Genomic DNA, 17,299 nt, shown 5'->3' with positions numbered 1-17,299 from the left:
CGGTTGACCGGAAAATTGGAGGGCAACCCATGCTGAGTACCCTGAGGGCGTCCCCGCAGCAGGAGGCGACGGTGAGCTCCCGACAGCACGAAGACAATTCCACGCCCGAGCGCCCGCTCACCCGCCACGCATCCACGCCATCCGCCCGCTCGCCTGGCGGCTTGCGTGTCATCGAGGGCGGAGGGCAGCGCCGGCAGGACGAGCCGCTCGTCTCCCGTGACGCGGTCGCCCGCGTGCTCATGGAGGCGGGCGTGGATCTGCTCCTGCGCCGCATCAGCACGGCCCGGGCCGCGGAGATCGAGCGCAAGGTGGACCGGGTGCTGGATTTGTTCGACCGGGTGGATGCCGCGCCCCTGCTGATGCCGGTGCTGCAGCGGCACCTGGACGAGCTGGAAGCCCTCATGAGGGAGACCCGCCAGGTCAGAGCCCCGGCCCGCCGCGGCGGGTAGTGCGGTAAGGGGGGGCGTGCGGGGAAAAGTGCGACAGGACGTTTGACCCTCCCGGCCGGGGCGCTTACGCTCGGGGCCCCTTTGGCCTCCGGGTGTTGCCCGCCGCACCGTGTCGAACGAGAACTACGGCAAATACCAGCTCCTCAAGCGGCTCGCCATGGGAGGCATGGCGCAGATCTACCTTGCGCGCCAGCGGGGGCCCGAGGGCTTCGAGAAGCTGCTGGTCATCAAGCGCATCCTCCCGCACCTGGCGGAGAACGAGGACTTCGTCCGGATGTTCCTGGACGAGGCGCGCATCGCGGCCCGGTTGGATCACCCCAACATCGTCGACATCTACGATCTGGGGGCGCAGGACGACAGCTTCTTCATCGCCATGGAGTACATCCACGGCGAGGACTTGCGGCGCGTGTGGAAGCGCGCGGAGCGCAGCGGCCAGCTCATTCCGGTGCCGCTGGTGTGCCGCATCATGATCGAGGCCTGCGCGGGCCTGGACCATGCGCACAAGCAGAAGGACGCGCAGGGCAAGCCGCTGGGCATCGTCCACCGGGACATCTCCCCGCAGAACATCCTCCTGACGTTCGAGGGGCGGGTGAAGGTGGTGGACTTCGGCATCGCCAAGGCGGCGGACCAGGCCACCGTGACGCGCTCGGGGGTGCTCAAGGGCAAGTACTCGTACATGGCGCCGGAGCAGGCCGCCGGGCAGAAGAACCTGGACTGCCGCACGGACATCTTCGCGCTGGGCGTGGTGCTCTACGAGCTGCTCACCGGGATGCGCCTCTTCAAGCGCCTCACGGACATGGCCACGCTGCAGGCGGTGGCGGATTGCGAGATCGCTCTGCCCTCGCAGATCAACCCGCGGGTGCCCAAGGACCTGGATCCCATCGTCATGAAGGCGCTGACGCGCGAGCCGGAGGACCGGTACGCGGAGGCGCTGCAGCTCCAGCTCGCGCTGGAGGACTGGCTGCTCTCGCACCAGTTGCCGTCGTCCACGGCGCACGTGGCGGCCTTCATGAAGGAGCTGTACGCCGCGCGGCTGGCCGAGGAGGCCCGGCTGGGGGATGTGCTGGTGGAGGAGGCCGATTCCGGCTCGCCCGCCGGCGTTGGCAAGACGCCCGAGAAGGCGCCCGAGAAGTCCGGCGTGGAGACGATGGCGGCACCGCGCAAGGCGGACACGCACGTGCCGCCACCGGAGCGTCCCTCGCAGCGCACCCCGGGCCGGCGTGATCCGCGTGGCTCCTCGGAGCGCAAGGCCCTGGAGCCCCAGCCCCGGCGCACCGTGGACATCCGCCGGGCTCCGGCTCTCGAGCTCGGGGAGGAGCCGCGTTCCTTCTCCTCCGACAAGCCCGGACGGCGCCGGACCCCTGCTCCCGAGCCCACGGAGGAGTCGCGCTCCGAGGCGTCCGATCCCGAGAAGACGTTGGCGCCGAGGTCGAGCCGGTCGCGTCAGCCGGCCGTGCCTCCTCCCGCCGAGGCGCCCCCCCGGAAGCCGTACCGGCTCGCCCTGCTGGCGGTGGGCCTGGGACTCTTCGTGGGCGTGGGCCTGGGCGGGTGGTTGGCCCTGCGCTCCGAGCCTTCCCGGGTGGCGGCGGGGCCCGTGGCGCAGCCCGCCGCGCCGGAGCCCTCGCGGCCCGCCGCCGAGCCATCCGCGCCCTCCGTCGAGGAGACGAAGCCCGCGGGGGCCGCGCCCGTTCCCCCGGCCCGGGAAGAGCCGAAGCCGGAGCCCGAGCGGCTCGCCACGGGCACGGTGGAGCGTACGGCGCCGCAGGAGTCTCGCCGGGGCACGGTGCGCTTCGCGGTCACCCCGTGGGCCGAGGTGTCCTGCGGTGGGCGCAACCTGGGCAGCACCCCGCTGCCGGACGTCCACTTCACCGCGGGCGTGTACGAGTGCAGGTTCTCCAACCCGGAATTGGGGACGCGTACCCAGCGGGTCGAAGTGAAGCCCAACGGCCACACCAAAGTGGTCGTGAAGTTCTAGCCCGTTCTCCAGGATCTCCGCCGTGACACTCGAAGCAGGCACCCCCATCGGCAAGTACGTCGTCAAGCGCAAGCTCGCCGAGGGAGGAATGGCTGAAATCTACCTGGCCACCTCCACGGGCGCCGAGGGCTTCGAGAAGGAAGTCGTCATCAAGCGCGTGCGCTCGTTCCTGTCGGACGACGAGAGCTTCGTGCAGATGTTCATCGCGGAGGCGCGGCTGGCCTCGGGGCTCAACCACGCCAACGTGGTGCAGATCTTCGACTTCGCCAAGCACGAGGACTCGTACTACCTGGCGATGGAGTACGTGCGCGGCTGCTCGCTGTGGGATTTGCGCAAGCGCTGCCGGGAGAAGGGCATCTCCGTGCCGCCGGTGCTGGTGGCGCACATCGGCGCGCAGGTGGCGGCCGGGCTGCACTACGCGCACCGGCTCAAGTCCTCGGACGGGGAGCTGGTGCACCTGGTGCACCGGGATGTCACCCCGCACAACGTGCTGCTGTCCTACGACGGCGCGGTGAAGCTCACCGACTTCGGCATCGCCAAGGCCAGCAACAAGCTGACGCAGCCGGGCGTGCTCAAGGGCAAGTTCGCGTACATGTCCCCGGAGCAGGCGCGCGGCGAGGTGGTGGATGCGCGCACGGACGTCTTCGCGCTGGGCGTGGTGCTCTGGGAGATGCTCACCGGGGGCCGGTTGTTCGACGGGGACTCGGAGATGGCCGTGCTCCGGGCGGTGCAGGAGAGCGTCATCGCGCCGCCGGCCCGCCTCAACCCGGACGTGCCCGAGGAGCTGGACCGGGTGGTGTGCACCGCGCTCGAGCGTGACCCGGAGGCCCGCTACCAGTCCGCGGGCGAGCTGGAGCGCGCGCTCGCCCAGTGCGTGCTGCACCGCGCGACCAGCGTGGACGAGACGGACGTGGGCACCTTCATACGGCGGCTCTTCGACGTGCCCCTCACCCAGTTCATCGCGGTCCCGTCCGCGCTGATGGACCGTTCGCAGCGCAGCCGCTCCGGCAGCGTGCCCGTGGCGGGGACGACCCCGGGCGTGCGCGCGCCGGAGCCCGCTCCCCAGGTGCCCGCGCCCGCTCGCGAGGCCACCGCGGTGCTGCCCGGCTCCAACCCGGCCTCGGGGCGTGACAGGCCCGTGCGCCCGGAGACTCCCGAGGAGTCCCTGGTCTCCGCGTCCACCCAGGTGCTGTCCCGCGACCCGCTCCCGCCGCGCTCCACCCTGCCGCTGCCCTCGGCCCCGGGGGAGCGCAACTCCCGCCCCATGCCCGTGGTCAGCCCGGCGGGGCAGGGGCGCTCGCTGGAGCCCGTGGCCGTCGAATCCGCTCCCGCTCCCGCTCCTGTCCCGGCGGCCCAGGTGATGCCCGCGGGGGCTTCCGCTCAGGCGGCTAACGGGCCGAAGCGCGGGGGCAAGGGACTGTGGGTCGGCGCGAGCGTGGCGGCCGTGGTCCTCATCGGTGGGGCGGCCGCCCTGGTGGGGCCGTCGAAGCCGCCGGCTCCCGAGGCGTCCGTCTCCGCACCGGGCACTCCGGAGCCAGGTGCGGCGCCGGCTCCCTCCGCTTCCTCCCCGGCGAAGGCCGAGGTTCCCCCGCCGCCCGCCCCCGAGCCCGTTCTCGCGGACGCGCCCGACGCGGGGTCGCCCGATGCCGGTGCCGTGGCGGCCGTGACGCCTCCGTCCGAGGCTCCTCCGGCCCCGGCGGGGACCGGGGGGCAGACTCCGGCGAAGCAGGCTCCGGCCGCGCAGGCCGAGGGGACGCTCACCGTCAAGGCCGTGCCGTATGCCGACGTCTATGTCGGCGGCGAGCGCGTCAGGCGGGAGCTGCAGGGGACCGCGAACCTCCGGCTCGCGCCGGGCACCTACAAGGTGACGTTCAAGCACCCCGCGCGCACCGAGTCCTTCGACGTCACCATCACCCCCAATGGCCGGGTGACGAAGGCGTTCAACGCGACCCGCAAGTAGCGCGCCCGCCGTTCACTTCCCGACTCCGTAACCCCCGCGCCGCCGGTTGACCCCGGCGCGCCAGGGCCCTCGTACGCCCGGTGCTACCGGCTGCTACAGGCTTTTGTTGACAGATTCCCGGGCTCTCTGGCATTCAATGGCCTCCATTCAGTAGCATATATTCAATGGAAGGCATGCGGTTGCTGGAGCCCGACGAGCTCGAACGCATCGAACGCGACTTCGCCGGAGGGCTGCCCGCGAGGGAGATCCTCGAGATCTTCCGTCCCCGGGGCGTTCAGCTCTCCGAGGCGACGTTCCGCAAGTACGTGCAGGTAGGCCTGTTGCCCCGCAGCCGCCGGGTGGGGCGCAAGGGCAAGCACCAGGGGAGCCGGGGGCTGTACCCGGTGGAATCAGTTCGGCGGATCAACGCCATCAAAAAAATGATGGCCGAGGGTCACACCCTGGAGGACATCAAACGCTCCTTCTTGTTTCACAAGAATCACATCGATCAGCTCGAGCGGGATCTCTCCGAGGTATTCGAGGGGTTTCAGGATCAGATGGGGGAGCGCGCCTTCGGTACGGAGTACCGGCGCACATTGGAGGCGGAGCTGGCCGCATTGAAGTCAAGGGCTCGGGAGCTGGTCCGGGACGTGTCCCGGCTGGGGAGTGCGGTCACCGCGCGCCGAGACGAAAAGCTCCATTCGCAATAGGATGAAGGGTGGGGGACCGGGTAGAGTGGAATCATCGCTGGAGGGGACATGTCTGAAGTGAAGCAGCAGCGGCCGGAGGAGGAGGCGCCCGCGGAGGCGGATGGTGGGGTGGAGCGCCGTCGCTCGAAGACGATGTCGCGGAAGGAGATGGCGAGGGATCTGCGCCGCCGCCGCTTGACGGGGCAGATCGATCCCGAGGAGAGCGAGCTCCTCACCGCCGTCGACTCGCAGCGTCCGAAGACGCGGGCGGACTGTGTGAACGGTCCCCGTCCGTGCCTCTTCGTGTCCTGCAAGCACAACCTCTATTTGGATGTGAACCCGGAGACCGGGTCCATCAAGCTCAACTTCCCGGACAAGGAGATCTGGGAGCTGGAGCACACCTGCGCCCTGGACGTGGCGGAGAAGGGCGGCATCACGCTCGAGGAGGTGGGCGCCATCATGAACCTCACCCGCGAGCGCATCCGTCAGGTGGAGACGCGCGGTCTGCTCAAGCTGCGCGAGGCCACCGAGGCCGAGCCCCCGGTCTCGGCCCGCAAGCCCTGAAAATCGCGCCGGAATCCGCTGGCGCACACGGGTTGCATGCTTCGTTGACACATAGGGGGGTGGTTGCTACACGAACCGCCTCTCCTACAGACAGAGGCGTGCAACCCCGTGCTGGCTCTCCTCAGCGTTTCCGATAAACGCGGTCTGGTCCCCTTCGCGCAAGGGCTCGTCCGGCTCGGCTTCGAGCTGCTCTCCACCGGAGGCACGCTCGCCGCGCTCCAGTCCGCGGGCGTCCCCGCCAGGAAGGTCTCCGAGCACACCCAGAGCCCGGAGATCCTCGGCGGGCGGGTGAAGACGCTCCACCCCCGCATCCACGGCGGCCTCCTCGGACGGCCGGACCTGGAGAGTGACCGGGCGGAGATGGCCGCCAACGGCATCAGCCCCATCACCCTGGTGGCCGTCAACCTCTACCCCTTCCGCCAGACGGTGGCCTCCGGCGCCTCCGAGGCCGACGTCATCGAGCAGATCGACATCGGCGGTCCGGCCATGGTGCGCGCCTCGGCCAAGAACTTCCGCCACGTGACGGTGGTGGTGGACCCGGACGACTACGAGGCCGTGCTGGCCGAGCTGGAGAAGTCGCGCGCCACCAGCGAGGAGACGCGCCGGCGGCTGATGCGCAAGGCCTTCGCGCACACCGCGGCCTATGACGCCTCCATCTCGGGCTGGCTGTCGGCGCAGGCCGGCGAGCCGTTCCCCCAGGAGCAGACGCTCGCGTTCCAGAAGGTGCAGAACCTGCGCTACGGCGAGAACCCGCACCAGCGCGGCGCCTTCTACCGCGAGCACGCCGCGCCCTCCGAGCCCACCGTGGCCTTCTCCCGCGTCCTTCAGGGCAAGGAGCTCTCGTACAACAACATCCTGGACCTGGATGCGGCGCTGGGCCTGGTGCTCGAGTTCCCCGAGCAGCCCTGCGCCGTCATCATCAAGCACAACACGCCCTGCGGCGTGGCGCTGGATGCGTCGCTGGTGACGGCCTACCGCACGGCGCGCGCCATCGACGAGGTGTCCGCCTTCGGTGGCATCGTCGCGCTCAACCGCGAGGTGGATCGCACCTGCGCCGAGGCCCTCGCGGAGACGTTCCTCGAGGCCGTCATCGCCCCGTCCTACTCGGCCGAGGCCCTGCAGGTGCTGGCGGCGAAGAAGAACCTGCGCCTCCTGGAGGCGGGCCCTGGCCTGGCCTCGACGTCTGCCCGGCCGAGGGCCCAGGTAGAGGCCCGGAGCGTGTCTGGCGGTCTGGTCCTCCAGGACCGGGATGCCGTCGAGCCCCCGCTCGAGTGGAAGGTCGTCAGCAAGCGCGCGCCCACCCCGGAGGAGGAGAGGGCTCTGCGCTTCGCCTGGAGGGTGTGCAAGCACGTGAAGAGCAATGCCATCGTGTTCGCCCATGGCTCGAAGCTGCTGGCCGCCGGAGGAGGGCAGACGAGCCGGGTGGACTCGGCGAAGATCGCCGCCAACCGGGGGGGCGAGGCCCTCAAGGGGAGTGCCGTGGCCTCGGATGCCTTCTTCCCCTTCAGGGATGGGCTCGACGAGGCCGCCCGGGCGGGGGCCACCTGCGTCATCCAGCCTGGCGGCTCGGTGAGGGACTCAGAGATCATCGCCGCGGCCGATGAACATGGAATGGCCATGGTGCTCACCGGAGTGCGACACTTCCGGCACTGAGCCATGCGGATCATCTGCCAAAAATGTGCGGCGGCCTACGCCATCGATGACCGGGTCATCACGCCCAAGGGTGTGCGCGCGCAGTGCCCGCGCTGCCGTCACCTCCAGTTGGTGAAGCGTGAGGATTCGCCCGCGGTCCCGGAGTCCAAGCCCGCTGCCGCCGTGCCGAAACCCGCCGCCCCCGCGGCCAAACCCGCTCCCGCGGCGAAGCCCGCCGTGGCGGCGAAGCCCGCTGCCGCCAACGCGAGACCGGCCACTCCGTCCGCGTCCCTGACCGACTCGCTGTTCGGCGATCTCGGGGACCTCGAGCCGGCGCCGGATCCCAACGAGGCTCCAGCGAGCTCGCTGCTGAACGACCTCGAGTCGCTCGGAAGACCGGCCACGCCCGCGGCTCCGCTGGACAAGGACTCGCTGTTCGGCGACCTCGCCGAGCTCACCCAGTCCTCTCCGTCCAATCCGGCGATCGACCTCGCCGCCGCGTCCACGCCGGCCGCGCCGAGCTATTCGATTCCGTCGGATCTGATGTTCGACGAGATCGCGCCGCCTCCGGCCCCCGTGCCGCAGCCCAGGCCGGCCGCACCGGTGCAGGCCCGGCCCGCCGCGCCCGCGCCGCAGCCCAAGCCGGCCGCTCCGGCCTACTCGGTTCCGTCGGACGACGCGCTGTTCGACTTCAACGCGCCGCCTGGATTCGATCCGCCGCCTCCCGCGCCGAAGCCCGCCGCGCCCGCAGCGAAGCCCGCCGCCGCGTTGCCGGAGATGGCGGACGACGGCATCTTCGATTTCAACTCGCCGCCCGGCTTCGACTCGCCGCCTCCCGTGGCCGCTCCGGCCCGGCCCGCCGCCGCGTTGCCGGAGATGGCCGACGACGGCATCTTCGACTTCAACGCGCCGCCCGGCTTCGACGCACCGCCTCCGGCGGCTGCTCCCGCGGCCGCGGACGCTGATCCGCTGCTGGACTTCTTCGGTGCACCGCCCTCGCAGCCAGCGCCCGCCGCGGCGCCCATGCCCGTCGCGGCTCCGGCACCCGCCAGGGCTCCCGCTCCCGTTGCCTCCGGCGGAATCCAGAAGACGTGCCGTGAGTGCGGCAAGCAGATGGTGGACCCGTTCGATCTGGCGCTCGGTTCATGCGAGGACTGCCGGCATCGCGGACAGCAGAAGCCCACGCCCGCTCCCGTTCCCGAGTCCCGGTCGGTGGAAGTCATCAACCTGCCGCCGCTCGGCGATACGGGGAATGCCGGAGGCGCGCCGATGCCTCCGGAGCCCGGCAGTGGCGCCCGCGCCGCTCCCGTGCTGGCGCCCGAGTCGCGCAGCGCCGTCGCGCAGCGTTCCGGCGTGGCCGTGTCCGCTTCCAGCGGTGGAGGCCGTGGTGCCCTGGTGGCGGCCGCGGTGGTCCTGCTGCTCGCCGGTGGCGGTGGGGCCGCGTACTTCTTCGTCCCCCAGGTGAAGGCGCTGGTGGGCGGTGGCGAGTCCGGCGGAGGCGGGGAGTCCACGGCCTCGTCCGGCCAGAAGCCCTCGGCCGCCGCGCTGCCTCCCGCACTGGAGTCCGTGCTGCCTCGCTGGCAGCTCATGTTCGTGGACGCCAACGGCGGCGACAGCAAGCAGCTCCTCTCGCAGGGCCAGTCGCTGCTCGAGAAGGATCAGCGCATCGCCTACTCGGAGGCCGCGGAGGCCTTCCAGCGGGCGCTGTTGGCGGATCCCCGGAATGACGCGGCCATCGGCGGCTATGTCCAGGCGCTCGCGCTGGGGCTCGGCTCGCGGATGGATGACCCGACCTTCCAGGAGGCGAGCTCCTCATCGAGGCCGCCGAGAGCCGGTCCCGCCGCGGGCCGGATCTGCTGGTGGCACACGCCAACCTCCTGCTCGCGCGCTCCGGCAACTCGGACAACGTGCAGCAGGCGCAGAAGCTCGCCGAGGAGGTGCTGGCCAACCCCAAGAATGGCACCGCGGCGCAGAAGGCCGAGGCCCACCTGGTGCTGGGCCGCGTCTTCCTGACGTCCTCCCGCGAGCTGGCCAACCAGCACTTCGAGTCAGCGCTGGCCATCGCCTCGGACTTCCAGCGCGTGCACTACTACCGCGCGCTGGCCGACGAGACGGCCGGTGACTACTCGCTGGCGATCGAGCGGCTGCAGAAGCGGCTCGCGCAGGATCCCGACCACTGGGAGACCCGGTCCACCCTGGCCCGCATCTTCATGGAGGTGGGGCAGGTGGAACAGGCGCGCGAGCTCTACGAGTCGCGTCTCAAGAGCGCTCCGGCCGACTTCCAGGCGCTCCTGGCGATCGCGGTGATGCGCTACCAGGTGGAGAACGGGCTCACCGGTGGGCTTGGGGCCATGCGTGCCCTGCTGCGCAGCCGCGACAAGTACGACGAGCGCGAGGTCTCGGAGCTGCTGCTGCACCTGTCGGCCGCGGAGCGCTCGGCCAACAACCTGGAGGCGTCGGCCAAGGCGGCCCGCGAGTCGCTGCAACTGGTGAAGAACAACCCGGGGGCGCACCTGCAGCTCTTCCTGGTGGCCGTGCAGCGCAAGGACGCCAAGGCGGCGGCCGAACACCTCGCCAGCCTCAAGGGCCACCTGGATCTGCCCGTGGTGGAGAAGATGCTCGAGGGCCGGCTGCGGCTGCTCGAGCGCAAGCCCGCCGAGGCCATGACGCTCTTCCTGGAGGCCTCGAAGCTGGATGAGCGCTACGTGGATGCGCTGATCCTGGCCGGAGTGGCCGCCGCGCAGGATGGACGCCGCGACGAGGCCTTCCGCATGCTCGGCCATGCCGCCAAGGGAGATCCGCTGCGGCTGACTCCCCGGCCGGTCGTCACGCCCTTCTACCTGCGTCCGGGAGATCTGCTCGACGGGCTCGAGGGCTCCATCGTGGGCGCTGCCCGCGGGTCCGATGACATCCTGGCCAACCTCTACGAGGGCATCCTCCGCTTCCACCAGGGCGAGGGCGCGGCGGCGGAGAAGCTGCTCAAGAAGGTGAACGACGTCGACACCAACCACGCTGTCGCGTCCACCTACCGGGCCCTCATCTCCCTGGGCCGCAAGGACCTGAAGGCGGCGAAGCTGCATGCCGCTCGCGCCGTGGCGGGGGGCCGCAACGAGGGCATCGCCCACCTGGTGCAGGGCGTGGTGTGGGTGGAGTCCAAGGAAATGGAGCTGGCCAAGCGCTCCCTGCGCGACGCGCTGACAAACGCGCCGAAGCTGTACTCGGCGGAGGCGAAGCTGGCCGAGCTGGAGGGGGCCTCCAGCCGCGAACGGCTGGTCAGGCTCCTGAGCCTGGATCCTTCGTTCCTGCCCGCCAAACGCGTCCTCTACTCACTCGACAAACGAGGTTGATGTGAAGGTCCTTCTGCTCGGCTCTGGCGCGCGGGAGCACGCGCTCGCGTGGAAGCTGTCCCAGAGCCCGAAGCTGACGAAGCTGCTGGTGGGCCCGGGCAATCCGGGCACCGCCCGCGTGGCCACCAACGTGCCGCTCAAGGCGGACGCGCCCGAGGAGGTGGTGGCGCTCGCCCGGCGGGAGCAGGTGGACCTGGTGGTGGTGGGCCCGGAGGCGCCGCTGGTGGCGGGTGTGGCGGATGCGCTCGCCGCGGCCGGCATTCCCTGCTTCGGACCGGTGGCGGGGGCCGCGCTCATCGAGGGCTCCAAGGCCTTCGCCAAGGAGATCATGGCCGAGGCGGGCGTGCCCACCGCCGGCTTCGAGGTCTTCACCGACGTGGCCCAGGCCGAGGCCTACGCGGTGAAGCAGGGCCGCATCGTCGTGAAGGCGGACGGGCTGGCGGCGGGCAAGGGCGTCATCGTGGCGCAGGACGCGCAGGCCGCCCGCGAGGCGGTGCGCGCGGTGGGCGCCATGGGCAGCGCGGGCCAGCGGATGGTGCTGGAGGAACTGCTGGAGGGCGAGGAGGTGTCCGTCATCGCCCTGTGCGACGGCGAGCGCTACGTGCTGCTCCCGCCGGCGCAGGACCACAAGCGCGTAGGGGAGGGCGACACGGGGCCCAACACCGGAGGTATGGGCGCGTACGCACCGGCCCCCTTCCTCTCCGACGCGCAGCTCTCCGAGGTGGGCGAGCAGGTGATCGCCCCGACGCTGGCGACGCTGCGGCGGCGGGGAATCCCGTTCCGGGGCGCGCTGTATGCGGGCTTGATGCTGACGCGCAGTGGGCCGAAGGTGCTCGAGTTCAACGCGCGTTTCGGTGACCCCGAGACGCAGGTGCTGATGATGCAACTCGCGGAGGATGTGCTGCCGCTGCTGGACGCGTGTGCGCGCGGCACGCTGGAGCAGCGCCCGCTCGCGGTACATCCCGGGGCCTCGGTGGGCGTGGTGCTCGCAGCCCAGGGCTACCCGGAGACGCCTCGGCGGGGCGATCGCATCGACGGAGTCGACGCGGTTCCGGCCAGTTGCCCGGTGTTCGCCGCGGGCGTGGAGGAGAAGGGTGGAGCGTGGCTCACGGCCGGTGGCCGGGTGCTCACCGTGTGCGCGCGGGGCGCGGACCTGGCGGAGGCCCGTTCCCAGGCGTACGCCGCCACGGCCTGGCTCCGTTTCGAGGGCATGCATTTCCGCCGGGACATCGGCGCCAAGGGGCTGCGGGCGCCCGCCGTGAAGTGACGTGACGCCGTGAGCCTGCTCTCCCGCTATCTGCTCAAGGAGGCTCGTCGTCCCCCTCGTGGTGTGGGTGGCGTTCCTGTTCCTGCTCCTCTTCGTCATGCAGTTCCTCCGGGGCTCCGAGGTCATCCTCGGCTCGTCCGTGTCGCTGGCGGACCTGGGGCAGCTCATCGTCTACCTCGCGCCGCACTTCCTGATGATGGCGCTGCCGGTCGCCTTCCTGCTGGCCATCCTCCTGGGCCTCGGCCGGCTGTCGGAGGACCGCGAGCTCACCGCGCTCCAGGCGCTCGGCATCGGCCCGGTGCAACTGCTCGCGGGGCCACTGGCCATCGGCCTGGTGCTCTCCGCGCTCATGGTGTTCATCACCTCCACCGCCGAGCCGTGGGGCCTCACCAGCATCAAGGGCTTCGTCGCGGAGCTCATCAAGAAGAACGTGGTGGGCGACGTGAAGTCGGGCGTCTTCTACGAGGACCTGTCCAACCTCACCCTCTACGCCGAGACGGTCCACGAGGAGGATCGCCGGTGGACCAACGTGCTGCTGCATGACGATCGGGAGCCGTCCTCGCCCCTGTTGATGCTCGCGCGCAACGGCCAGGTGAACACCAACCGCTCCGGGCAGGTGCTGACGCTGGAGCTCGGAGATGGAGAGGCGCACCGGGCCAACCAGGATTCCGAGTCCTACTCGGTGGTCACCTTCCAGCAGGCGGAGATCGCCGTGGGCGTGGAGGGCTCCATGGGGCGGCGCAACCGCTTCCGCTCGCCGAAGGAGGAGCTCACGCCGTCCGAGCTGCTCCAGGCCGCCGACGAGGCCGAGCGCACCGGGGGAGACCCGAAGCCCTTCCTGAACTCGCTGTACAACCGGCTGGGGAATTCGCTGGCGCCGCTGGCCTTCGCGCTGCTGGGCACGCCGCTGGCCATCGGGCGGCGGCAGGGCGGACGCGCGTGGGGCTACCTGCTGTCGCTGGCCGGTTACGTGGCCTACCACCTGCTGATGCGCTTCTGCGAGCAGTTGGGCCTGCAGGACCGGCTGCCGCTGCCGCTGGCCAACCAGCTCGCCAACATCATCTTCTGCGCGGTGGGCCTGGTGGCCATGTACCGCGTCAGCCGCGCGGGGACGGTGCGGTGAAGGGCACGCTCTTCCGCTACGTGCTCCGCACGTACCTCCAGTTCGCGGTGGGCATCCTCGCCGCCGTGCTCTCCATCTTCCTGGTGGTGGACTTCGTGGACCGGGCGCGCCAGTACACCGGCGAGGGCTGGCTGTGGAACGTGGTGCTGCTGTACGCCAACAAGGCGCTGGTGGCCACGCAGCAGCTCGGGCCCGTGGCGCTGCTGCTGGCGGCGGGCACCTCGGTGTCCTCCCTGCGCAAGCGCGGCGAGGTGACGGCCATGCAGTCGCTCACCTTCGGCCCCAACGCCCTCTACCTGCCGGTGGCGCTGTGCGTGGGGCTGGCCTGCGTGGGGCTCATCGCCTTCGACGAGTGGGTGGTGGTGAAGGCGGCCCGGCGCGTGGAGGAGATCACCACCCAGCGCTTCAACCGCTGGGGAGACTGGGGCGTGTACCACTCGCCCAAGCAGTGGTTCCGCAAGGGAGATCAGATCTTCTACCTGCGCGGTGGCAGCGCGCAGGAGGGCTTCGAGAACGTGGCCATCCTCACCGTCACCCCGGAGTTCCGGCTGGCGCGGCGCCTGGACGCGCAGACGATGCGCCCGGTGGAGGGCACCCGCTGGGTGCTGGGCGGCGTGGTGGAGCGCTCCTTCACGAAGGACGGCCAGTCCCAGGTGCGCCAGGCGGCGGAGGCCGAGTACGACCTGGGCGTCACCCCGGACACGTTCCGCATCCGCCCCGGCCGGCCCGAGCAGATGCGGATACCGGTGCTGCGCGAGCAGATCCGCTCACGTGGGGAGGTGGGGCTGGCCACGGGGCAGTTCTCGCTCGTGCTCCACAACCGCTTCTCCCACCCGATGGCGAGCTTCCCCGCGGCCATGCTGGCGGTGGGCCTGGCCCTGCGCCCGGGACGCAAGGGGCACATGACGGTGGCCATCGTCGAGGGCCTGCTCATCTCCGTGACGATGTGGGGTTTGATGGTGGTGACCCGGACGCTGGCGCTCTCCGAGCGGCTGGCGCCTCCGGTGGCCGCGTGGCTTCCGGTGGGGCTGCTGGCGGTGGCCGCGGCCCTGCTGTGGCTGCGCGGTGAGGGCCGGCTGGGAGGCAGTGGCGCGTGAACGTCCGGTCCGAGGTGCTCGAGCGCTGGTTCCTGGTGTGCCTGGCCCTGTGGGGCGTGGGGTGCCTGTTCCTGGAGGCGCTCGCGGCGGTGGGGCTCGTCGCGTGCGCGCTGGTGGCACTGGTGGCGGCCCGGCAGGGCGGCGTCACCGTGCGGGGTGCGCTGCGCGCCTGGTGGCCCCTGGTGGCCTTCCTCGCGTGGGCGCTGCTGGTACCGGCGCTGTCCGGACACCGGCCGAGCGGGACGGGCGTGGCGCGCCTGCTGGACTTCGTGGGCATCCCCGTGGCGGCGATGGCGATCGCCCACCTGTCCGGCGCGCGGCGGGTGCGCCTGGCGTGGATTCTGAGTGGGGTGTTCCTCGTCTCGTGCGCGGTGGCGGGACTGCAGCACTTCGGCATGTGGCCCTCGCAGGAGGCCCTGCAGCCGCTGCGCTGGATGCGCCTGTCGTTCGAGCGCGTCTATGAGGCCGTGCCCGGCACGGAGAACCGCTTCATGGCCGGGGGCCTGCTGTTCCACCGGCTGAAGTTCTCGCACATCGGCGGCATGGCGGTGGCCTTCGCGCTGGGCGTGGGGCTGCTCCTGAAGGGACGGCAGCGGACGGCGGCGCTCGTGGTCGCGGCGGTGGGGCTCGTCTCGGTGGGGCTCTTCCCGTACGCCCGGGCGGCGAGCGTGGCCCTGGTGGCGGTGATGGGGCTGGTGGTGCTGCTCGGCCTGCCGAGGCGCGTGGCGCTGCCCGCCTGCGCCGCGGTGCTGGGGCTGGCCGTGCTGACGCTGGCCGTCAACCGGCCCATGCGCGAGCGCTTCCTCAACAGCTCCACGGAGAAGGGCTCGGGGAGCCGGTCCGCGCTGCTGGAGACGGGCCTGTGCGCGGTGCGCGCGAACCCTGTCACCGGCGTGGGGCCGGGACGCTTCCAGGCCCGCCTCTGGGCCACCCCGGACATGCCGGACCAGGCGCGTGAGCACCCGGGTAAGGCCCACAACCAGTTCGTCAGCATGGCCGCGGAGACGGGCGTGCCGGGTGCGATCCTCTTCGTGCTGCTGCTCGGCTGGGTGGCCTGGCGCCTCCCCCGCAACCGGCCCGAGGGCCTGGGTGCGCTCGGGGCGCTCGTGTTCTTCTGCCTGCTGTCCCTGCTGCACGATCCGCTCTTCCACGTCCAGGCCTCGCAGGCCCTCGTGCTCATCCTGGGCGCGGGGCTCAGCGCCGTGCCCCGGCGCGCCTGAGGGGCACTGGCGGAAGGGTCTCGAAGCGGGCTAAGTCATGGCTCAGGGCCCGCCCCCTGTGTGGCCCGATGCCTCCCATGACTCAACCGGCTGCCAGTGACATTCGCGTGGGCGCGGTCCTGCGGGACACGTACGAGATCACCTCGCTGCTCGGGAAGGGAGGCATGGGCACGGTCTTCCTGGCCCGCCACCGCCGACTCCCGGGCAAGCAGGTGGCCGTCAAGGTCCTCCACAACAGCGAGAGCCTCAACCCGGAGATGTACGCGCGCTTCCGCCGCGAGGCGGAGATCGCCTCCCAGCTCGGCCATCCCAACATCGTCCAGGTGCTCGACTTCGACACGCTGCAGGACGGCGCGCCCTTCCTGGTGATGGAGTACCTGCGCGGCGAAAGCCTCGAGCAGCGGCTGACGCGCGGCCCGCTCCCGGTCCATGAGGCGCTCTCCATCACCCGGCAGGTCTGCTCGGCCCTCCAGGCGGCCCACCGCGCCGGAGTCGTCCACCGCGACCTCAAGCCCGCCAACGTCTTCCTCGTCCCCACCGACTCCGGGGGGGTGGTGGCCGAGCAGGTGAAGCTGCTCGATTTCGGCATCTCGAAGATGCTCGACTCGCAGACGCTCCAGACGCAGGACACGGTGCTCATCGGCACGCCGCAGTACATGGCGCCCGAGCAGGCCCTGGGGAAGAACAGCGAGGTGGATGCCCGCACCGACATCTTCGCGCTCGGGTGCATCGTCTACGAGCTGCTGTCCGGCAGTCCGCCGTTCGCCGGAGACGGTGGCAGCCTCGTGCAGGTGATCTTCCGCATCGTTCACGGGCAGCCCGAGCCCCTGGCGTCTCTCTGCCCGGGCCTTCCGTCGGAGGTTCTCCGGGCCGTGGAGAAGGCGCTCGCGAAGAGCCCGCAGGACCGCTACCCGGATGTCGGCTCCTTCATCGCCGAGCTGACCGGCAGCCCGCTCCAGTCGCTCGCCGGAGTGGCGATTCCCACGTTCTCCTCTTCGCGTGCGGCCTCCGTGCTTTCCAGCCCGGCGGATGAGGGTGGATTCGCCGCGACGCACATGCCTTCGTCCACGGCTCAGTTCGCGGCTCCCTCCGCCGCCGTGCCGGATGATGGGGGATTCGCCGCGACGCACATGCCCTCGTCCACGGCGCGCTTCGCGGCTCCTGCTGCCGCCACGCCGGATGAGGGTGGCTTCGCCGCGACACACATGCCCGCGTCCACGGCGCGCTTCCCGGCTCCCGCCGCCGTGACGGATGAGCGCGGACTCGCCGCGACGCATGTGCCCTCGTCCATGGCGAGCATCCCGGCTCCCGTGGCGCAGCCCGCACCGGTGAGCCCCGCTCCCGTCGTTCCTGCCGCGGCAGTGGCCCCCGTGCCCGAGGCCGTTCAGGTCACCGCGCCACAGGCTGTCCCGGCTCGCTCAAGACAGGGAATGGGCGTGGTGGCGGGGGCGGGGATGTTGGTCCTCGCCCTCGTGGCCCTGGGCGGATGGTTCGCCACCCGGTCCGCTCCTGGCCCGGCGAGCGGCGCGCCCGATACCGTGGCCGTGACTCCCATGCCCGCCCCCGAGGCTCCCAAGGTGCCGGAGGCCCCAGCCGCACCCGAGCCCGTTGCCGCACCCGAGCCCGTTGCCGCACCCGAGCCCGTCGCGGCCGCCTCCGCACCCACGGCTCCCGTGGCGACCGCGAGCAAGCCGTCCACGCGCCTGTCCGCGAGCGAGGCCATGCCGGAGGAGGTGCGTGAGATGCTCGAGAAGGCAGAGCGCGCGCTGACCGACGGTGATGTCGAGGAGGCCATCCGTCTTGCCCGCGCCAGCCAGCGGGAGAAGGTCACCCCCGCGTCGTTCTCCGTGCTCGCGCGTGCCTTCTGCCGCCAGGGGAATCTCTCCAACGCCAAAGCGGCATGGCGCCAGGGCATGCAGAAGATGTCCCGGCCGGAGCGCACCCGGGTCATCGCGTTCTGCGACAAGCACGACATTTCGCTCTAGTTCCAAGCGCTC

General features: G+C 71.2%; 13 protein-coding genes. All 13 read left to right on the top strand.

Going from position 1 to position 17,299, the window contains the following annotated elements:
- Window positions 1-71: 71 nt before the first annotated feature.
- Window positions 72-449: a hypothetical protein gene (locus ACN28I_RS12625; RefSeq protein ID WP_420942288.1), complete on the top strand. Its 378-nt coding sequence runs from the start codon at window positions 72-74 to the stop codon at window positions 447-449.
- 109 nt (window positions 450-558) lie between these two features.
- A complete protein-coding gene (locus ACN28I_RS12620) occupies window positions 559-2,424 on the top strand; it encodes a serine/threonine protein kinase (RefSeq protein ID WP_420942287.1) in 1,866 nt (621 codons plus the stop codon).
- A gap of 22 nt (window positions 2,425-2,446) precedes the next feature.
- Window positions 2,447-4,384 carry a protein kinase domain-containing protein gene (locus ACN28I_RS12615; protein WP_420942286.1) on the top strand — a complete coding sequence of 646 codons (1,938 nt, stop codon included), beginning with the start codon at window positions 2,447-2,449 and terminating at the stop codon, window positions 4,382-4,384.
- A gap of 164 nt (window positions 4,385-4,548) precedes the next feature.
- Window positions 4,549-5,073: a MerR family transcriptional regulator gene (locus tag ACN28I_RS12610; RefSeq protein ID WP_420942285.1), complete on the top strand. Its 525-nt coding sequence runs from the start codon at window positions 4,549-4,551 to the stop codon at window positions 5,071-5,073.
- 48 nt (window positions 5,074-5,121) lie between these two features.
- Complete coding sequence (locus ACN28I_RS12605) at window positions 5,122-5,616, top strand: sigma factor-like helix-turn-helix DNA-binding protein (protein ID WP_420942284.1); 495 nt, start codon at window positions 5,122-5,124, stop codon at window positions 5,614-5,616.
- A gap of 108 nt (window positions 5,617-5,724) precedes the next feature.
- Window positions 5,725-7,269 carry a bifunctional phosphoribosylaminoimidazolecarboxamide formyltransferase/IMP cyclohydrolase gene (purH, locus tag ACN28I_RS12600; protein ID WP_420942283.1) on the top strand — a complete coding sequence of 515 codons (1,545 nt, stop codon included), beginning with the start codon at window positions 5,725-5,727 and terminating at the stop codon, window positions 7,267-7,269.
- Between the two features lie 3 nt (window positions 7,270-7,272).
- A complete protein-coding gene (locus ACN28I_RS12595; protein WP_420942282.1) occupies window positions 7,273-9,261 on the top strand; it encodes a zinc-ribbon domain-containing protein in 1,989 nt (662 codons plus the stop codon).
- The gene (locus tag ACN28I_RS12590; RefSeq protein WP_420948629.1) at window positions 9,156-10,595 is read left to right on the top strand and encodes a tetratricopeptide repeat protein; all 1,440 of its coding nucleotides are present in this window, start codon (window positions 9,156-9,158) and stop codon (window positions 10,593-10,595) included. The genes ACN28I_RS12595 and ACN28I_RS12590 overlap by 106 nt, the downstream gene beginning before the upstream one ends.
- 1 nt (window position 10,596) lies before the next feature.
- Complete coding sequence (gene purD / locus ACN28I_RS12585; protein WP_420942281.1) at window positions 10,597-11,862, top strand: phosphoribosylamine--glycine ligase; 1,266 nt, start codon at window positions 10,597-10,599, stop codon at window positions 11,860-11,862.
- Window positions 11,863-11,929: 67 nt separating this feature from the next.
- Window positions 11,930-12,985 (top strand): LptF/LptG family permease, encoded by a 1,056-nt coding sequence (locus ACN28I_RS12580; protein WP_420942280.1) that lies wholly within the window; start codon window positions 11,930-11,932, stop codon window positions 12,983-12,985.
- Window positions 12,982-14,082 carry an LptF/LptG family permease gene (locus ACN28I_RS12575; RefSeq protein ID WP_420942279.1) on the top strand — a complete coding sequence of 367 codons (1,101 nt, stop codon included), beginning with the start codon at window positions 12,982-12,984 and terminating at the stop codon, window positions 14,080-14,082. Before ACN28I_RS12580 ends, ACN28I_RS12575 begins: the two co-directional genes overlap by 4 nt.
- The gene (locus ACN28I_RS12570) at window positions 14,079-15,302 is read left to right on the top strand and encodes an O-antigen ligase family protein (protein WP_420942278.1); all 1,224 of its coding nucleotides are present in this window, start codon (window positions 14,079-14,081) and stop codon (window positions 15,300-15,302) included. Before ACN28I_RS12575 ends, ACN28I_RS12570 begins: the two co-directional genes overlap by 4 nt.
- Before the next feature lie 77 nt (window positions 15,303-15,379).
- Window positions 15,380-17,287: a protein kinase domain-containing protein gene (locus ACN28I_RS12565; RefSeq protein WP_420942277.1), complete on the top strand. Its 1,908-nt coding sequence runs from the start codon at window positions 15,380-15,382 to the stop codon at window positions 17,285-17,287.
- Window positions 17,288-17,299 lie beyond the last annotated feature (12 nt).

The organism is Archangium gephyra (assembly GCF_049060025.1).
Classification (GTDB): Bacteria; Myxococcota; Myxococcia; order Myxococcales; family Myxococcaceae; genus Archangium; species Archangium gephyra_A.
This window is presented reverse-complemented; position numbering and strand designations above follow the sequence as displayed.